This window comes from uncultured Sutterella sp., from assembly GCF_937923675.1.
GTDB lineage: Bacteria > Pseudomonadota > Gammaproteobacteria > Burkholderiales > Burkholderiaceae_F > Sutterella.
On record NZ_CALDXB010000001.1, the window covers coordinates 1 to 19108 of the forward strand.

The 19108-nt window shown below is 59.5% G+C and carries 14 protein-coding genes; 4 read left to right on the forward strand and 10 right to left on the reverse strand.

The features are described 5' to 3' along the window. Nucleotides 1–170 precede the first annotated feature (170 nt). Together Q0106_RS00005 and Q0106_RS00010 are read left to right on the forward strand one after the other, a co-directional pair. Nucleotides 171–5015 (forward strand): autotransporter outer membrane beta-barrel domain-containing protein, encoded by a 4845-nt coding sequence (locus Q0106_RS00005; protein ID WP_297607350.1) that lies wholly within the window; start codon nucleotides 171–173, stop codon nucleotides 5013–5015. Between the two features lie 243 nt (nucleotides 5016–5258). After that, nucleotides 5259–5765, forward strand: coding sequence for a helix-turn-helix domain-containing protein (locus tag Q0106_RS00010; protein ID WP_297607352.1), 507 nt, complete (start codon nucleotides 5259–5261; stop codon nucleotides 5763–5765). Here Q0106_RS00010 and Q0106_RS00015 read toward each other — a convergent pair. The 9 genes from Q0106_RS00015 to mdcA form a co-directional block, all read right to left on the reverse strand. Further along, entirely contained in the window at nucleotides 5762–6199 is a 438-nt protein-coding gene (locus Q0106_RS00015; protein ID WP_297607353.1) for a hypothetical protein, read from the reverse strand. The two genes, Q0106_RS00010 and Q0106_RS00015, sit on opposite strands and share 4 nt — an antisense overlap. A 479-nt stretch (nucleotides 6200–6678) precedes the next feature. Beyond that, a complete protein-coding gene (locus tag Q0106_RS00020) occupies nucleotides 6679–7794 on the reverse strand; it encodes an asparaginase (RefSeq protein WP_297607355.1) in 1116 nt (371 codons plus the stop codon). A gap of 20 nt (nucleotides 7795–7814) precedes the next feature. Then, on the reverse strand, nucleotides 7815–9116 hold the full coding sequence (locus Q0106_RS00025) for a CapA family protein (RefSeq protein ID WP_297607357.1): 1302 nt from the start codon (nucleotides 9114–9116) through the stop codon (nucleotides 7815–7817). Nucleotides 9117–9211: 95 nt separating this feature from the next. Then, complete coding sequence (locus tag Q0106_RS00030) at nucleotides 9212–10351, reverse strand: M20/M25/M40 family metallo-hydrolase (RefSeq protein WP_297607359.1); 1140 nt, start codon at nucleotides 10349–10351, stop codon at nucleotides 9212–9214. A gap of 24 nt (nucleotides 10352–10375) precedes the next feature. After that, entirely contained in the window at nucleotides 10376–11650 is a 1275-nt protein-coding gene (gene dcuC / locus Q0106_RS00035; protein ID WP_297607361.1) for a C4-dicarboxylate transporter DcuC, read from the reverse strand. Between the two features lie 57 nt (nucleotides 11651–11707). Beyond that, nucleotides 11708–12535 (reverse strand): biotin-independent malonate decarboxylase subunit gamma, encoded by an 828-nt coding sequence (gene mdcE, locus Q0106_RS00040; protein ID WP_297607363.1) that lies wholly within the window; start codon nucleotides 12533–12535, stop codon nucleotides 11708–11710. Beyond that, a complete protein-coding gene (locus Q0106_RS00045) occupies nucleotides 12532–13368 on the reverse strand; it encodes a biotin-independent malonate decarboxylase subunit beta (RefSeq protein ID WP_297607365.1) in 837 nt (278 codons plus the stop codon). The genes mdcE and Q0106_RS00045 overlap by 4 nt, the downstream gene beginning before the upstream one ends. Further along, entirely contained in the window at nucleotides 13362–14597 is a 1236-nt protein-coding gene (locus tag Q0106_RS00050) for a triphosphoribosyl-dephospho-CoA synthase (RefSeq protein ID WP_297607366.1), read from the reverse strand. The genes Q0106_RS00045 and Q0106_RS00050 overlap by 7 nt, the downstream gene beginning before the upstream one ends. A 2-nt stretch (nucleotides 14598–14599) precedes the next feature. Continuing rightward, a complete protein-coding gene (gene mdcA / locus Q0106_RS00055) occupies nucleotides 14600–16264 on the reverse strand; it encodes a malonate decarboxylase subunit alpha (protein WP_297607368.1) in 1665 nt (554 codons plus the stop codon). 217 nt (nucleotides 16265–16481) lie between these two features. On the opposite strand from mdcA, the gene Q0106_RS00060 reads away from it, so the two are divergent. Continuing rightward, nucleotides 16482–17096: a malonate decarboxylase holo-ACP synthase gene (locus tag Q0106_RS00060; protein ID WP_297607370.1), complete on the forward strand. Its 615-nt coding sequence runs from the start codon at nucleotides 16482–16484 to the stop codon at nucleotides 17094–17096. Then, a complete protein-coding gene (locus tag Q0106_RS00065; protein WP_297607372.1) occupies nucleotides 17093–18010 on the forward strand; it encodes an acyltransferase domain-containing protein in 918 nt (305 codons plus the stop codon). Before Q0106_RS00060 ends, Q0106_RS00065 begins: the two co-directional genes overlap by 4 nt. On the opposite strand, the gene Q0106_RS00070 is transcribed toward Q0106_RS00065, so the two are convergent. Next, nucleotides 17998–18939, reverse strand: a complete 942-nt coding sequence (locus tag Q0106_RS00070) for a LysR family transcriptional regulator (RefSeq protein WP_297607374.1) — start codon at nucleotides 18937–18939, stop codon at nucleotides 17998–18000. The genes Q0106_RS00065 and Q0106_RS00070 overlap by 13 nt on opposite strands. Nucleotides 18940–19108 lie beyond the last annotated feature (169 nt).

Sequence of the window (19108 nt, forward strand, 5' to 3'; positions counted from 1 at the left end):
GATCTGACTTTATTTACTCAGTGCCCTTGACAAGGGGCGCGTAATGTGCCCCCCCGAAAACTTGTTTTTTTAAAGTTTCGCGTGTGCCCGCAAAAGGGCATGGCGGCGTATTGCCTGCGGAATCCCTATCCGCCTCGCCGTCCGAAACATTCAATTGGAGTTTCTAAGAAATGAATAAGACATTCAAGGTTGCGAGCAACGCCCTTCGCGGAACAGTTGTTTGCTCCGAAAAGGCCAGCTCCTACCAGGGCCGCGCCATCAAGACGGTGATCGCTGCAGCGGTCGCTTCGATGGTTGCCGGCGCTGCGATGGCTGCTGAACCGCCGACGTTGACCCTCACCGGCGCTACGCTGACCGTTACGGGTGATGCTGCTGCCAAGCAGTCCGTTGGTCAGGAAGGCACTGCGTCAATTACTCCTAAAGTAGACGAGCGTGCTGTCTGGAAAAACGGTGAGGATACGCTTGGAGCTGATAGGGCTGTGACGCTTACGAGCGGCGGCGCTTTTGTTGTCAAATACGATACCACTGGCACCAGTCCCGATCTTAAATATGCCGGGGTCAGCACTACTATCGGTTCGCTCACCAGCAAGACCGCTGATACGAACGTTACCCTTACGTCGCGCGGTGTTGCCGGCGCTGCTGATAAGACTGATGCTGTTGCCAATCTGAAGGTTAACGGGAAAGTCGATTTTGCTCAGGGCGGTACGCTGTCCTTTGTGACTGATAATGCGGAAAACAAGTCTGCCAATGCTTCTACCCTCGAGGGTACGGACATTATCTTCGGCACGGCCAATTCCCATCGACTGACCGGCGTTCAGGCGAAGATTACTGCTGATGCGAACAGCAATGCTGCTATTACCGGTACCACGGTCAAGCTTGACAATGTTGCAATTGCCAACGAAGGCAAGCTTGCTATCAGCAGCTCGTCGACCCTTGATGTTGGCCAGGATTCCACTGTTGCGAACAGCAAGGTTCTGACGCTTACTGCAGACCAGGGCCTTACTTTTAACGCTGATTACGCTGATGCCGGCATCCTTTCGCTGACATCGACCAAAGCAGCTGTTACTCTTGGCGGCAACATTAAGGTTAAGGAAGCGAAGTTTGGAGTTGCTTACGATCCTAAATCGACGACCGAAACTGCCACATTCTTTGCAAATGGTGCTGATGGGCAGGGCGTTTTTGTTGATGCCGGCTCCGTACAGGAATTCGAAAAGCTGACAGTTGAAGGTACGGTCACTGTTAGCGGTACGGATGCCGACAGGGCAACCAACGATGAATATGAGGCCGGCGCTCTGAAGGTCACGAATCTCGTTGCAGGTGATGCCGCTAAAAATGCGACCATCTCCAATGAGTCGGGTTCTGTGGAGCTCGGTACGGTCACGGTCAATTCCGGCAAGAAGCTGACCGTTGCGAACGGCACGCACGACACTCTCGCCAAAGATGGCGTGAAGAATGTCTTTACTGCTGAAAAGCTCGTTGTTGCTGCAAACAGCACCACGCCGACGGCTCTGGAAGCGGGCTTGTTTGTTGTTGATTCCGGCAGTTTTACGCTGACGGGCACGGGTTCGACGAATGCGGGCCAAATTACGCTTGGTTCCGCTGTAGATGCTGAACTCGTGGTTGCCGAAGGAGCGGATCTGACCAATTCGGCAAAGATTGGTGATGCGGCTGCTAAGCAGGGTACGCTTACTGTTCTCGGTACAGTCAAGAATTCTGGTACAGCTAAGAATGCGGCCATTACGGCTCAGAACATCACGGTTGCCGGCACGCTGACCAACGAATATGTCAACGACACTCAGGCTCCGAGCTCCAACGTTTTCGCTCAGATCAATGCTGAGAAGCTGACCGTCAAGAAGGGTGGTACGGTTTCTGCTGCGCTCTATAAAGAGACGGCAGGTGCTGGGTTCACCACGTATGCCGTTACAACGACTACTGTCGAAGAAGGCGGCACGTTCCTGACGACGCTCAACGCGAAGACTGGTACGGCGGCTAGCGATCCGGATAATGCTCTCACCCTGAACGGGAATGAGTTCATTCTGGATGGCGGCAAGCTCGCGACTAAGGATGGCGACATTCAGAACTTCGTCCTCAACACCGGCGATAAGCTCACGCTCAACGGCACGTACGATCTCAACGAAGTCCAGGTCAAGGAAGCAACCGCTGCTTTCACGGCGGGCGAGGAAAGCGTTGTCTCGGTCAAGACGCTCAACGTTACGGCTGGTTCTGCCAATGTCGGAGAAGATGGTCATCTGACGGTTACTGACTCGTTCAAGACCGCTGATGGAGCTGTTTCTGTTAATGTTGGCGACTTTGCGACGCTCACCACGAGTCTCGCTGCGATGAATTTGAAGACGGACGCCACCGGTACAGTGGGAGATCTGGATTCCGCGAACAACAAGACGCAGTCCGTTAAGAACGGCACGATCCAGCTGAACCGCACTGCAATTCTGGAAGTTACTGGTATTGATACGATTGCTGCTGGCGCTGCCGGTACGCAGAAGCTCGCCCAACTTCTCAGTGACGCGGAGAAAACCACCAGCGGCATGGGCCTCATTGATCTTGGTTCTGCCAAGATCTCCGGTCTCACTACGACGAACGGCAAGATTACGGCCTTGGCTTACAACAACATCGCAGGGATTACCGCTGGCGGCATCACTGCTGGTGTTACCAATGACGAGATTGATGCCCTCGTTGTTACGGACCTGAATGAACAGGGTGGTACCGCTAGCTATGGGGCCGCTGAACTCGCTGGTGACAGAACTGTTCTCTCTCTGCAGAAAGACACCGTTTTGTATCTCCACAATAGCGGCAACCTCGTCTCTACTTCGACGGGGGCTCTGGGAGGCGTGACGTTCCAGGATGCTGGCTATCTCATCACGACTGGTGCTGGTGCCAAAGTTGGCGCCGTTACTGGTGAGTCCGGCAACGTTTTCGTTGATAGCGGCGACTTGACCATTGTTGGCAATACCAACGTTGGTTCGGTTGAGGTTGCAAAAGACGCTGCTCTCAAGATGGAACAGGCTTCCGGCGCTACGGATCCGGTAACGCTGACTGCTCATACTGCCTTTGATGTCGCTGGTACGCTCACCACGGCTGGGGAAGTTGTTCTCGATATTTCTCATGTCTCTGACGACAACTATGCCGAAGTTGCCGGCACTCTTAATGCCGGCAAGTTGACAATCCGCGGCGATGAAGCGCTTGTCGTGTCCGGTACGGTTGTTGCTGGTGAACTCGCAGGCACAGGTTCTGTTGAGGTTGGCGACATGGATCCCTATGCCGGTACAAAGACCCGCGAAGAAGCACGCGACTACGAATGGGCCCGTGGTACTTCCAAGGTCGCCTTCGGCAAGGTCGCTGATACGGCCAGCATCAATGTGGTTGAAAACTCCATCGTTGCGCTCGGCACGACGGATGTTGCCGTTGCTGAAAAGGCTTTCGCTGCTACCGGCCTGAAGCTGAGCCGCACCGCTGTGACGGCTAACTCCGCCGTTACCGGTACGGTCAATCGTGTGGTCTATGTTGAAGGCAACAAGGACGCAGCTGTTAGCGGTAACGTCAAGACCATGTTTGAATCCGCTTATGCCGATACTCGCTTTGGGGCTCAGGACGCTCTCGTCTTTGATGCGCAGAAGGTTGACTCGACCGGCGATATCGCTCTGTTGAAGAACAATGTGTCGTTTAATGGTCAGCAGCCTACGGATGTCCTGTCATATGAGCTTGATGAAGGCGCCGGCACTGTCGTTGCCATCCTCAACGCGAAGAACGGCGACAAGTATCGCATCTCTGCGGGCTCTGTCTCCGGTCTTGACGGCGTGAACTCCGTGTTCACGGGCGACCTCATGATGGACGCTGTTGCCAGCGATGACGGCAGCACGCTCCAGATCCAGATGGAAGACAAGGCGGATCTCGCCAAGTACGGCATGACGGGCGCTGCGTTTGACGCCGCTTACGATTTCTATCGTACCGGCTCGAACGTCGGCAATACGTCCTCCTCTGCTCAGTTCCAGAACTTCATGTTCTCGAAGCAGACCTCGCCCTTCTATGACGCTGCCAAGGATGATGTGAACGTCGTCGCCATGATGACGGCTCTCAACTCCGCTGCTGCTCTCGGCGCCACGACCGGCGTTCAGGCGATGACGATGGATGCCGTCGAACAGATGGCTGACACCGTTGCCACCCGCAACAGCATCCTCACGCAGCGTGCTCAGGGCGTCAACGTCTGGGCCGACGTGAACGGCGGCAAGTTCGAAGCCAAGAAGCTCTTTGACGGTGCGGGCTACTCGTCCGACATCTACTCGGGCGTCCTTGGTCTCGACTACCAGTTCTCCTGCAATGCCGTCCTCGGCGCCGCTCTCACGATCGGCACCGCTGACACGGACAGCAAGAACTCCGGCGTCGCTGCTTCGACCGATACCGACCTCGTCGGCTTCTCGGTCTACGCCTCGAAGACCTTCGCCGACATCTGGAACGTTGCGGCCGACATCGGCTACATGAGCGCTTCGAACGACGTCAAGGCCAACGGCTACGACCACGCCTGGAAGTTCTCGCAGGATACCGATGCCTTCACGGTGGGCGTCCGCGGTGAAGTCCTCACGAAGGCCGGCGCCGTGAACATCGTTCCGCACGTTGGTCTCCGTTACACCCAGCTCTCCACCGACGGCTTTGAAGCCGGCTATGTGACCGACATCGACGACCAGAACATCTTCCAGATGCCTGTCGGCGTTGCCCTCTCGGCTGACTTCGAAACCAACGGCTGGACCCTTGCTCCGAAGTTCGACCTCTCGGTCGTTCCGACCTTCGGCGACAAGGATGCTGATCTCAAGCTCGGCATCAACGGTTCCGCTGCTTCGAGCGACTACGCCGTGCGCGTTCTCGATTCGAACCCGGTGCAGGCCACGCTCGGCATCAACGCGACGAACGGTGCCTGGGGCTTCGGTCTCAGCTACAAGCTCGGCGTTGGTTCCGACGAGCGTCAGGACAACTCCTTCAACGCTCAGGTCCGCTACGCCTTCTAATGACGCTTTCAAGCTGATTTAAGAAACTCCCGCAGTGCGCTTCGCTTCCGGCGAGGCCGCTGCGGGGATTCCTGATCGGTTTGAATTCACGTCATTTGGATAGCGAAGGAGCTTTCTCAAAGCTTCTGTAGAAGGCCCGTCTGCCAGCAACTGGGAAACGGGCTTTCTTTTTGTTCCCCGAAGGTGAAGGACTTATGGCAGGGAAAAAGCATTCCCCTCTGTCAAGTCGAATGGAGAACCACAATGTCTGCTTCCATGCAGTCCGTGAAGAGCGGGAAAACGAAAGCGAGCAAGATCCAGCCGGAGAATCCGAGGATGGAGCCGCCGAAGCGCATCCGCAAAAAGACGCTTCCGGCGCCGAAGATCTCGAAGGCACTCGGCGATATACCGGACGGAAGGGTGCTGAGCGCTGATGTCGCCCGTCACACGGAGAAGCGTGAGCAGGCACTGGAGCTCTTCAAAGCGGGACTCGGCTACACGAGAGTTTCGCGGATCCTCGATATTTCAATCAACACAGTCCGCGACTGGAGCCGGGCGTACAAGCATGGCACTTTTAAGACCGAGCCCTCAGACAACCAGTACCGCTACAGCGAAGAGGTGCGCACCAAGGCTATACGACTGCGGCTGCAGGGCTACTCCTGGGCGGAAATCCATCGGATGACGGGCATCCCGATCCCGACCGTGAGAAACTGGGTCATTGCCTATACGGAGAGACCCGGGAAGCGCAAGCAGCTTCTGGTTGAGGATTAATGGGTTTTCAGTACTGAGTCGTCAATGCAGAGTCTGAGGAAATCCTTGATGTCTTTCAAATCCAGAAAGACGTTGTAAGCGCATAGACCGTCGACATCGGGTGCAGCCATTGTTTCTAGTTTCAGATGAGGATGCAGTTTTATAGCAATATCATTTATCAATAACTCTCTGTTTTCATTGCCGTTAGCATGTTGATGTACGTAAGATTGAATAAAGTTTCCTAATGGAGTTCCGGGCTTCCCATATTCAAAGGCTTTAGCGATCTCCTCTGGACAGAAGTCGGTCAACTCGTATTCATATATCGGGTATTCGTTAGATTTCGCTGAGAAATATGGTACATACACTATTTTTTTGGGGTTATTCCCTGCCGTCATGTTGCGGCTGCTTGGAAATTCAGCAGTTGTTTTATATAACTTTTTTAAATTTCTAAACATTTTATTTTATCCTTAAAAAGGAGATAGAACCATCTCTGTCTCAATAAGGAGGTTAACCCATTTCATTGGATTCGTCAAGATATAAAAATATTAATATTCTTTTCAGCTCTATTGACTGCTTATTTCAGACTTTTCTGTACCGATAGTAGGAATGGCGGCTTATGCGGCAAAAGACTTTCATTCGCGATTCAATGGATCGGATTAGTGAATAGGGAGCACATCCATTGAAAAAATAAAAGGAGGCGGTTGGCGATGCAGAAGATCCAAACACGCAAGAAGCGGTCTTGCGAACTGCCGTTGGCCTTTCCGACGGACGGGCCGAAAACTGAGGGGAGGGCGGCAGCCTCGTGCGTCTTGTCGGATCGTTCCTGCGAACTAACACCGGCGAATCTGCCTGAGACGTAAGGGGGGCGCCCTGACGAGCGCCCCCGGTCATGCAGCCGCTTCATACGGTGCAGGGATTCAGAAAGGATCAGCGATTAGTATTCGTCGAACATGCGCTGGATTTCATCGTCCTTGTCCGTCTTCGTGAGCGCCATCATCAGAAGAATTCTCGCCTTTTGGGGATTGTGCATCATGGCGCTCTGGAAGCCCTCGCGCGTGAATTTGCCGACCGGAGTGATCATGCCTGTCGGGACGCGCGAAGCGATGACCACCTTGATCCCGGCCTTTTTTGCCTCCTGCAGGGCGGCCATCACGTCGTTGGGAACATTCCCGTGACCGAGCCCGGCACTGACGATGCCCCTGACGTTCATTTTGATCATGGCGCGAATGAGGCTTCCGTCCTGACCGAGCGAGGCGTAGTTGATTTCCACGCGCGGCAGGGCGTCGAGCTTCGAGATGTCGAACTCGCTCTCAGCCGTATGACGCTTCGTGCTGGTGTTGAAGAAGAAGGGCTTGTTGTTCTGCATGATGCCGAGACAGCCGGTATCCGGGCACTGGAACGTGGCCACATTGGTCGTATTCGTCTTCGTCACGCCGAAGGCCGGGCCGATCCTGTCGTTCATGCTGACCATGACGCCCTTGCCCTTTGCTTCAGGAGAAGCCGCAAGCGCAACAGCATTGACGAGATTGAGCGGACCATCCGCGCTCAAGCCCGTCGCAGGGCGCATGGAACCGACGAGCACGACAGGCTTCTCGCTTTTGACGACGAGGTTGAGGAAGTAGGCCGTTTCCTCGAGCGTGTCGGTGCCGTGGGTGACGACGATGCCGTCCACGTCTTTTTGAGCAAGGAGCTCGTTGATGCGCTTCGCGAGCGTCAGTTCGTTTGCGATTGAGAGCTTGGAACTGCCGACATTGAAGATCTGCTCGCCCCTGATGTTGGCGAACTTTTTGATTTCCGGCACGGCGTCCGTCAGGACTTCAATCCCAACGGGCTTGTGGCCGGAGCCGACGCCATAGTCCGTGAGGGAAAGTGAGCCGGAGCCGCGGCTCGCTATCGTGCCGCCGGTAGCGAGAATGGCAATGCTGGGGAGCGTTCTGGCCTCTTCCGCCTTTGCGGGGGCATCCGCCGCTGCGGCAGGGAGGGTGGTGAAGCAGGCGCTGGCGCCGAGGAGCATGCCCGCGGCAAGGGAAAGAGCGGTTTTTCTGATCATGATAATCTCCTCTGCTGCGGTCACTCAGGCAGGACGACTCTGCCGACGCCGTTTTCGATTTCAATCGTCGTGCCGAGGTCTGCGGAAAGCTTTTTGAGGTGCTCAAGCGTGTCAGCGCTCCCTGAGAGCCTGGGAGAGCCGCGATGCGGGCGCGGATTCTTCTGACCGAGGTCGATCGGGTAGAGCTTCACTTCCGTGAGTTTTCCGTCCTCGATGGTCCAGGAGGGCACGACGGCGCGCCAGATTTCGGGATTGACCACGTCGCCCTTGGTGCCGTTCTTGCTCCGGAAATTCATATAGGCGCCGACGCTCATGTCCTGGGGCAGGTTCTTGCCGTCGAAGGCGTCGTAGGGCTGGCGGGCGACGGTTTCAGCCTGGAAGATGAAGTTCCCGAGCGAATAGAAAATGATGCCGCCCTTCCAGCATTCGATGCCGCGGAGCTGATGCGGTCCGTGACCGATCACGACGCTCGCGCCCGCCTCAATGCAGGCCTTGCTGAAGGTTTCGATGAATTCGGGCGACTTCATCGTGTCGCCGCCTCGCATTTCATGGTGATGCACGGAAACGATCACGATGTCGGCCTGCCGGCGGGCTTCGGCAATTTCGTCGAGCGTGCGCTGCAGGTCCTTCTTGTTGGGGGACGTTTCGTTGTGTTCCGGGCCGTCGGTGAGGACGAAGTTCATGCTGCCTAAAGGGAGCGTGCCTTCGGGGAAGGGGAGGCGGTAGCCGCGCGAGATGAGATTGAACGTGCGGGCGTTGATTTCCGAGATGTCGGAGAGCTCCTTTGCCATGTCGAAGTGCCGCTGATTCACGTGGTGCACGGTGCGGAAGCGGAGCGGATTGAGGCCGGGCCTTCCTTTCAGCGTGAAGCCTTGGCCGCCCGCAGCAGCGGCCGGATCGAGCGTCGACGTAATGCCGATCATGGCGACGCGGGCGTGCCTCGTTTCGAGGTATGCGGCGCCAGAGGCTTCCTGAAGCGTCATGCCGGTGCCCGCAAAAATCATGCCGCGCTCCCTGAGGTGCCTGATCGTGGCCGTGATCCCGCCCTGACCGAAGTCGCCGGAGTGATTGTTCGCAGTATTGAAGAGATTGAAGCCGTAGCGCTTCATGTCGTCGAGAAGCGCCGGATCGCTCATCGCCCATGTGCCGCCGGATGTCGCCGCCGGCGCGCCTTCATCGTTGTGGAAGGTGGATTCCAGATTGGCAAAGCGCACGTCGTGCGCCTCGATCAGGCGCTTGAGCTCCTCGAAGCCTTCGTAGCCGTCTTCCGGGATCCTGCGGGTGATGAAGCTGTCGCCGCTCGCAATAAAAGTCGTCTTCATGGTAAGTCCTCTTTATCTGACCCCCAAGCTGAATGGAAAAGCGCCATGCGCTTCCTCCGCCTGGAGAAGAAGGAAGCGCATGGAACGCCAGAGAATCAGCTTCCGGATCCCTTGGCTTTCTCGCAGGTGATGTGAATGAGCTCGGAGGCTACCTGACCGGCTCGGAAGAGATCCGACATGTAGATCTGTTCAGCATTCGTGTGATTCTTGCTGTAGCCGAGCGCGAGGCCGATCGCAGGGATCCCGTTCCAGTTGAAGTGATTGCCGTCCATTCCGCCGCCGCCGCGTTCGCACCAACCCTCAACGTCCACGGTTCTGAGCGCTGCGAGCGCGGTCGAAACAATGTCGGACTGCGGGTCGACGAGGAAGGTGTGGTAGAGCGTTTTGATGCTTAAGTCGATCGGCGTGTTCCAGCGGCGGGCGGCATCCTCGAAGGCCGCCCGGAAGTCGACAAGATACTTTTCGAGCGCTGCGTCGTCGGTGCTCCGTGCCTCGGCCGTCATCTCGCAGAGATCCGGAACGACATTGGTGCCGGTGCCGCCCTTAATGACGCCGATGTTGGAGACCACTGTCGGCGTAATGCGGCCTTCCTGAAGATGCATGATCGCGTCCGCTGCAACGCGGATGGCGGAGAGTCCCTTTTCGGGTTCATTGCCGGCATGGGCCTTGATGCCGTGAACCTTGATCTCGATCTTGCACTTCGTGGGCGCCTGGTTGATGATGCGGCCGATGCGGCCCGGCGCATCAAAGACGAAGGCCTGTTTGCTCTTTAGTTTCGAGAAGTCGAGAAGGCCGGAGCCCTGGACGCCGATTTCCTCGCAGACGGAGAAGACAACCTCGACCGGACCGTGAGGGCGGCCGCTTTCACGAACGCGGCGAAGCCCCTCGAGAACGGCGCAGAGTCCGGAAACGTCGTCGGCCGCGAGAATGGACGTGCCGTCGCTTTTGATGAGGCCTTCGGCTTCATTCACAACCGGGTGAATGGCGCCGGGGTTCTTCACCCGGTCCATGTGCGCGGAGAGGAGGATCGAAGGTACATCCGGGTCGCCCGGGAGGCGGGCGATGAGGTTTCCGGTATTGCCGCCGAGCTTTTCGGCGGCGTTGTCCTCCTCGACGGAAAGCCCGAGGTCGAGGAGCTTCTTCTTCAGAACATCGGCAATCTTCCGTTCGTCCCGGCTCTGAACCGGGATCTGAACGAGCTCGAGGAATTCCTTCAGCATGGATGCTTCAGACATAGCGTTCTCCTTATCCTTTCACGCTCAGAAGACGTAGAGCATCAGCGTCACGAAGATGAGCGCGCCGGCCATCGGGATGATCTGGAATTTCGCCACGGTCATGGGCGAAACCTTCGCGATGCCCGCGCAGATGATCATGGCGCCGGCAACCGGGGAGATCGAGCGGCCGATGCCGCCGGAGAGCACCGTCATGGCGCCCATGTTCATGATGTCGAGGCCGAACTGCGGCGCATGAGCGCTCACGGCATTGTTGAAGGCGATCGAGGCGGCTTCGCCCGAACCGCAAAGCACGGCGATCACGAAGGGACCGACGATCGAGGCGCCCTTCGCGATGACGGGGGACGAGCTCATGTAGTCGATCAGGGCCTGGATCAGGCCGACGCTCTTCATGCCGGCCACGAAGATGTTGGCCGCCACGATGATGCCGAAGATGTTCCCGAAGCTGTCGCCCATGCCCTTGAAGAAGGTCTTCACGAACGTGCCCGGATTCGGACGGGCGGCAATCAGCGCGACCACGGCGCCGAGGATCATGGCGTGCGAGACCGGCATCTTGAGGGCCGGCACGAGGCCGAAGTTGCCGAGGAGCAGAACGATGAGCGGAAGGAGCGGGATGATCGCGTAGAGGTAGTTGATTTTGAAGTCGGCCGGGATGCCTTCGCCCTCGGCCTCGAGCTGCGCTTCATCGGGACGCCAGCCCTTCTTCTTCATGTAGTAGGCGATGAGAACCATGAGCGCGGAGGAAACCACGACGGAGCCGAGAATCGGACCCGCAACCATCTGCACGAATTCGATGGAGGGACGCTGCGCGAGGTCGGCAACGATGGTCGGATGAACGTGGCCCGGATTCAGGTTGCCGCCGTAGAGGCCCGCCATCACGGCTGCCGCTGCGAGCGGCGCCGGAACGCCCGCCGAGAGGAGGAGCGGAATGAAGATCGTGCCGACAGCGGCCGAAGTGCCGGCCGCGGACGGAATGGCGCTGTTGACGATGGTCGTCGCGAGCGAGACGCCGATGATGACGCAGGGGCCCGCCTTCTTGAGGAGCTTCAGGAAGACGGCGATCAGGTGGGTGTGGAGCCCCGTCATCTTGACGACGGCTGCAAAGCCCATCGAGGCGATGATGACTTCAAAGACGTTCGCCTGCTTCATCGACTTCGAGAAGGATACGAGCGGGGCGAGCGGGTCGCCCGCCATGCAGGCGAGTATCAGGCCGCCCGCAATAAGCACCATTCGGGTCTCGTACTTTTTGACGAGCGCCCAGCACATCGCAAGGATGACGACTGCCGAGAGGAACATAGTCATGGTTGTCTCCTTTTTAATCTCAGGTAGGTGGTCTTAGGAAGAGAAGGTGAGAGTGGATCAATGCCAGACGGCGCTCATCCGTCTGCGGACATCGGCGGATGCCTGACGAAGCGGAGCGTGAAGCCGCCGTGCGGGAAGCTTTTCGCTTTTTGCGAGATTTACGCCTTTCAAGATAGACCTGCGGGCCGTCTCGATATCGGTGGTTGAGGGTAGATCAGGCGCAGCAACATCAAGAAGTTCGCTCAGAATGCCGAGCTCTGAGAAATGCCTGACGTCGTAGGCCATGGGAGGGATTTTCGACGCGAGCCTGTCGAGCTCCTCAACGGTTCTCAGGGTGATGCGCGCGGCGGATTCACGGCTCATCGCATGGACCATGACCTCCGGGTCGTTGAGCGCGATGAGGTAGTCGGACTGATAGCCGAAGGCGAGGAATGCGCCCGACATGGCCTTCCCGACGATGAAGCCCACCACCGGGTGGCCGGCTTCGCGCGCTTCGATGAAGGCGGCGGCGGAGGCGGCGAGCGCCTGATGAATGCCGAAGGCTTCTTCGCGGCGCCCGTAGGCCTGGCTCGCCACGTCGATCACGAGAACGAGCGGCGTCTTTTCTTCCTGACCGGATTCGGACTGCACGAAATCGCGAACGGACTTCGCAATGGTCCAGCCTTCAAGCAGACCCACTTCACCCTTTCTCGCCCTGGGGTAGGGGTTTTCGGGATCGGGGAGCACCGACATGAAGCGGACGGGCTTCCCCCCGATCCGGCCGTCGGCTGCGGCGACGCTCGGAATGAGGCCGGCGAGGAGCTTTGCCTCGGGATCAAGGGCTTTGAGCCAGACTGCGCCTCTGCTTTCGGCCGAGAGCGTCTTCACTTTTGCTGAGGAGTTCATTTCCGGGCTCCCTGAGAAAAAAGGGCTTTGGTGATTTCCGGCGCCGCCTGCTCGGCAGCATCAAAGGCCATGAGCTTCGGCAGGTAGCAGTCGACGCGGTCGGTGCGGAAGGTTGCGGGGACGCCTCTTGCGAAGCACTTCGCAATCGCCGTGCGGACCGCATCGATGTCGTCCTCGGCGAATTCGTCGGCAAATCCGGTTTCATGGCGGATGGCGCCGCCCGTCATCGACCAGATGAAGGGCTTGTTCCGGGAGTCGTATTCCCCGATGCCGGCTTCCTGCTCGATCACCTGGGGACCATTGAGGCCGAGACGCGCTTCGCGGGTGACGACGAGGTAGGAGCAGAGCCCTGCGGCAATCGACATGCCGCCGAAGCACCCCACGGTTCCCGTGATGAGGCCGAGCACCGGCGTGTGGCGGCGCAGCCTCACGATGGCCGAATGAATGTCGGCGATTGCGGCGAGGCCGAGGTTTGCTTCCTGGAGACGCACGCCGCCCGTTTCGAGCGCGAGGATGACGAGCGGGGGATTCCCGGTTTCGGCATCCGCAAGCGCAAACTCGAGCATGGCCGCCATCTTGGCGCCGGAGACTTCGCCCATGCTGCCGCCCTGAAACGCGCCCTCAATTGCCGCAACGCAGCAGGGCTTGCCGCCGAACGTCCCTTTCGCAATCACCATGCCGTCGTCGGCCTGAGGGACGATGTTCTGGTTCTCGAGCCAGGGAGATTCGATGAAGTCGAAGGGCCCGAGAAGTTCGCGAAAGCTTCCCTTGTCGAGGAGCGCCATGGCGCGTTTGCGGGCCCGCAGCTCAATAAAGCTTCTTTTAATCAGCATGACTGAACCTCCGCGTCCTTTGCCGCCTCAACGGCCTGTTCAATGCGGATGCGCGCGACGCCGGGCGTTGCGCCGAAGTCGTGAATGACCATGACGCCGGCGGGAAGCCCCTGCATCGCGGAGAGGCGCCCGAGGAGCGCTTCCCAGCGGCGGGCGCTGTTGTCGACGGACGAGGTGATCCGGACGGTGAGGTCCGTCGCGGCGCCCGTGCCGTCGTAGAGCACTTCAAGGTCGCCCGAGGCGACCACGCCCGTCTGGACCTGCGCGCCTCGGATGGGGCGGCCTGCGGCCACCTTTAGTTCAAGCGATTCCATAAATTTCCCCAGTGAGTGATTTCGTTTTTCAATCCAGAATGCGGACAGGCGGTCGAGAAAGAGCGCTGCGGCAAGAAGATCCGCGGAGCCGCCGGGCGAAAGCTTTCCGTTCTCGAGCTGCCGGCAGAAGGCTTCGTAGGCTTTCCGGCCCTCCGGGACGCCGACGCCCCCAAGGTCGAGCACTCGCTGAGCACCTTCCTGTACCAGCAAAACTCCTGCCAGACCGCCCCGATGCGCGATGCAGGTGTCCGGAAGCGCGGCCATGAGCGCGAGAAGCGCATTCATCTGAGATTCGGCTTCAGAGCATCCGTCCCGACGGGATTTCCGGAGCCGAGGGATCGCATGAAGGCGGACATGCTCAAAACCGCTCTGCGCTTCCTCTCTGGCTCCGGGAAGTCCGTAGCGCTTTCGCACGACGAGTCCGTGACTGGCTCCCGGCGCCCTGAACCCCGGATCGGGGAGCGAGGCGATCCGGCCTGCCAGAAGGGCAACCGCATCGGCCTCAAGGGCTTCCCGGTTTCCGGCGAGGCCCGCTGCGGTCGTGAGAAGCCCCTGCGCGTAGATGGCGCCGCGATGCGTATTGACGCCGCCGGTGGCTCTGAGCATTTCGGCCTCGGCGGCCCGCCCGATCGCGCCGATCGTTTGGCGGAGCATGGCGAGCGATGCGGGATCGTTCTGATCAGCGCTTCTCGCCGCATCGGCCATTGCCCTGAAGCCCGGGCTGATGGCGTCGATGGACGCATGCATCATCCCGATCGTCATGTCCTCGTGCGAACCCGGGCTCACCCAGTCGACGAGGCCGGGCTTCGGGAAGAGGTTCGCCTCATCCTTCAGGCTCGCGGCGGCGAGGAGCGCGAGTTCCTCCGGTGAGGGAAGGGACTCCTCAGCTGCTTCAGGGCGGAGAGCGCAGCGCATGACTACCAGCTCCTGAACTTCGCGGGCGGGTTGTAGAGGCCCCCCGACCATTCGACGAGGTCGGCGATGCTCTTCGCGGCCAGAAGCGAGCGCGTGGCTGCCGCCGGACTGATCCCGAGATCCCCGGGACGAAGGAGCTTTTGCTCCGCGCGAAGCTTCTTCACAACCGCAGCGTCCGCCGCCATGCCGATATCCGTAATGCCCGCCACGGAAGCGACGAGGGCCTTTCGTTCCTCGAGCGATTCGGCGCGGTAGAGGCAGGCGACGCCTTCTTCGGTAACGACATGCGTCACGTCGTCGCCGTAGATCATCACGGGCGCGAGCGGAAGGCCGGCCTTCTCGGCGACCGGCACGGCGTCAAGCGTTTCGACGAAGGTGGGCTTGGGTCCGGCCTGGAAGGTTTCCACCATCTGCACGACAAGCTTTCTGCCGCGGGCCACCGGATCGGGCTTCGGAATCATCTCGAGCCAGGCTTTCGTGGGATGGCGGCGGCCGTGCGGGTCATGGCCCATGTTGGGGGCGCCGCCGAAGCCGGCGAGGCGCCCGCGCGTGACGGTCGAGGAATTGCCGATCGGATCCATCTGGAGCGTTGAGCCCACGAACATGTCGACGGCGTACTGACCGGCCATCTGGCAGAAGGCGCGGTTCGAGCGCATGGAACCGTCGGGGCCGGTAAAGAAAACGTCCGGGCGCGCCGCGATGTAGGCTTCCATGCCGAGTTCGCCCCCGAAGCAGTGCACGCTCTCGACCCAGCCCGATTCAATGGCCGGAATGAGCGTCGGATGGGGATTGAGGCACCAGTGGCGGCAGACTTTGCCCCTGATGCCGAGCTCCTCGCCGAATGTGGGGAGAAGAAGCTCCACCGCGGCCGTATTGAAGCCGATGCCGTGGTTGAGGGACTCGACCTCATGGGGCGCGTAAATCCCTTTCAAAGCCATCATCGCCATCAGGATGTGCGCATCCTTGATCTGGCGCGGGTCGCGCGTGAAGAGGGGCTCAATGAAGAACGGCCGGTCCGCCTTCACGACGAAGTCCACCCAGGAGCCCGGAATGTCGACGCGCTCGAGATCCTTCGGGTCGTCGACGATTTCGTTCACCTGCGCGATCACGATGCCGTCGTGGAAGGCCGCGGCCTCGAGAAGCGCCGGCGTGTCCTCCGTGCTCGGCCCCGTGTAGAGGTTCCCGTCCCGGTCGGCCGCATAGGCGGCGACGAGCACGACATTCGGAATCAGATCGACGTAGAGCCGCGAATAGAGCTCGATGTAGGTGTGAACGGCGCCGATTTCAAGGAGCCCGTCCTCGAGGAGCTGCGCAATGCGCAGGCTCTGCGCGCCGGCATAGGAGAAGTCGAGCTTTCTCGCGATCCCCTTTTCGAAAAGGTCCATGTGCTCCGGCAGGCTCACGCTCGGCATGATCATGTGGAGATCGTGAATTCGCTCCGGATCCGCATCGGCGAGGGCGCGCGCAAGAAAATCCGCCTGCTTCTGGTTGTTTCCTTCAAGGACGACGCGGTCGCCCGGGGCGACAACCGCCTCAAGGACCATTCCGATTTTGTCCGTCGGGATGATCTTTCCGCCGGATGCGGTCGCTTTCCCTGCCGCCTCAATCCGGGCACGCTTTGCGCTTCGCCGGAGATCCCAGCGGCGGGTGCCTGAGCCTTCTTCCATAAGGAATTCCTCCTATGTTTCGTTCTGCCGCAGCCGGTAGCGGCCGAAGCGTTCGTTCGGGCAAAGTATGTTCGCGGGGGGAAGGCTCAATCAATCGCTTTTTGCGTAGGTTCATTACGGAAACCGGAATGGTTGGAGCGGGGCCCTTCTTTTATGCTTCCTTAGAGGAAAGTCAGTGCTTTCCGAAGTCTCCCGGCGTTTTTTGGGCCTGAACACCATGCTGATGCGTCCCCACGACCTTCTTTACCTGACAGGGAAAAAGTCTCTGCGCGACAAGCTCGAGCCCGTTCTTGAGAGCTTCTGGGATCCGGAATCCATGCCCGTGGTCGTGCGCCGGGATAGAGGGGAGGGCGAATGGATTCCGGTCGGCCTCCGGGGGCCGGGACGCCGCGACAGGCAGGCGAACCGGGCAAGGAGGGCGGATGTGCTTCGGGTGCTTCGTCCGGAGGATCTGGCGGTGCGTTCTGTCCTTGAGCAGTCTCCCTTCAGGGACCTGGGTCCCGTAAGGGCGGCGCTGATGCTTCTTGCCCGCCCGTCGCCGGCGAGGTGGGGCATTGCGGGAAGCTGCGGCTTTTCGCTTGCGTCCGGGCATTCGGTCATGAGGCCGTCAAGCGACCTGGATCTGGTGGTGAATGCCGGGGAGCCGCTTGACCCCGACGAAATGCGCGGCTGGCTCGAAAGCTTCCGGGACCTGCCGGTCAGAGCGGATGTTCAGATATCGACGCCCCTGGGCGGCTTTGCGCTTCGCGAATGGGTGGAGCGCAAAACAGTGCTCCTCAAAACGAATGCGGGGCCCGTGCTCACCGACAGGCCCTGGGGAGACGCGTCATGAGAATTCTCTTTGCCTTTCCCGGTCAGGGCGCGCAGCGCCCGGGGATGCTTCACGATCTTGACCGCACCCCCTTCGGAAAAAGCGTCATCGGGGAAATGAGCAGCGCCCTCGGTCTCGATCTTCTGGCGCTCGATACCGGGGAAGCCTTCGAACGCACTGAAAACGTGCAGCTTGCGCTTTTATGCGCCGGCATGGCGAAATGCCGGGAATTGGAAGCCGCCGGGATTCGTCCGTCCCTCACGGCCGGCCTTTCGATCGGCGCCTTTGGTGCTGCGGTTGCGGCGGGCGCTCTCGCGCTCTCCGACGCTGCGAGGCTCGTTCTGCTTCGCGGGCGCCTCATGCAGGACGCCTATCCGTCCGGATACGGCATGACGGCGATCGGGAGCCTCCCGCTGCATGAGGTTGAGAAAATCGCGGATGCCTTTGAGGACGTCTATGTCGCCAACGTCAATTCCGAAGCGCAGTGCGTTCTCTCGGGGCGCCTCGCATCTCTGGACGAAGCCGCAGAAATCGCGCTCGGACAGGGCGCCTCCTACGCGAAGCGCATCCGGGTTACGGTCCCCTCGCACTGCCCGCTCCTCTCGGCGCCCGCTGAAGAGCTGATGAAGGCCTTTCAGGAGGTTGAGGTGAGGCGCCCGAAAGTTCCCTTCCTGTCCGTCAATTCGGGCCGCGCGATCTGGGATCCTCTGAAATTATCCGGGGACCTCGCATTCAACATGGCGCGGCGGACTTCCTGGCTCGATGCCGCTCAGGCTGCAAAAGAGCGGGGCATTGACGCGCTCATCGAAATGCCGCCCGGGGGCACCCTCGGGTCCCTCGCGAAGAAAACCTTCTCCGACGGCATTGTGATTTCGGCTGCGGCAGTGCCGGCAGAGGAAATTGCCGAAAGACTGAAGAGCTGTCAGTGCGGCTGAGCTGTGGGTAGGGGCGTTCCGAACGTGCGCCGTCCGTACATCCGGGCTTCTGCGGCAAGGGCGAGAAAATTCGCCTCATGTTCATGCGTTTTCTTGAAGACGATGCTGATGGTCTGCCGGATGCGGTAGGGCTCCGCAAGCGTGATGAGCTTCACGGTCGACTCAAAGACCGGACGCATGCGGCCCGGCAGAAGCGCAAACCCGAGTCCTGCCTGCACGAAGCTCACCATGGAGAAGATGTCGTTCACCTTGGCTACGATCTCAGGCGTCTTTCCCGTCTGCCGGAACGCATCGAGAAAGCCCTCGAACGTTGCAAAGCCCTCCTGAAGCGTGACCCATTTGGCGCAATGTAGATCCTTGAGATCGGCGTCTTTCTCGCGGCCCTGATAGTCCGACGGCGCGGCCAAAAAGAGATCGTCGTCGAAGAGTTTGATGACGATGTTCTTTCGTTCGTCAATCTCTTCGCCGCCCGTTGCAATGACGATGGCGTCGAGCTTGTTTTCCTCAAGCTTCTCAAGGAGCGCCCGGTTGCTTCCCATGACGAGTTCGAATTCGAGCTCCGGGTTGCGGTACTTCATGCCGAGAATGATGTTCGGGACCGTGCGGACCGAGAGCGAATAAAGGCTTCCCAGGCGCATCCTCTTCTGCCTGAAGCCGCCGACGCGCCGCGTCTCCTCAACCGCCTCGTGCATCATCGAGATCATGTCCACCGCGTACTTCGCGAACTCCCTCGCCGTGGGGAGCGGCTGAAGCTGCCGCCCCTTGCGGATGAAGAGCGGGCACTCGATCGTTTCCTCGAGCGTATGGAGCGCCCTGTGCACGCTGACCGCCGCCGTATCGAGCTCCTCCGCCGTCCGGGCAATGTTTTCTGTACGCAGGAAGGCGAGGAAAACCTCAAGCTTGCGCAAGGAAAGTCGATCGTCAAACATGGTCTGAACCCGCACCCGGAAGAGTTGAGGAAGATGCAGGGATCCTACCGCGACTTGAGACGGAGAGGTATTGCCGCAGCGGACGATTCATCTAAATTGTTCTGTCGGCGTACGTATGAATGCGCCTGAGCGCGCTACCCCTACCTCACGGCCCACGTAGGAACCTGCC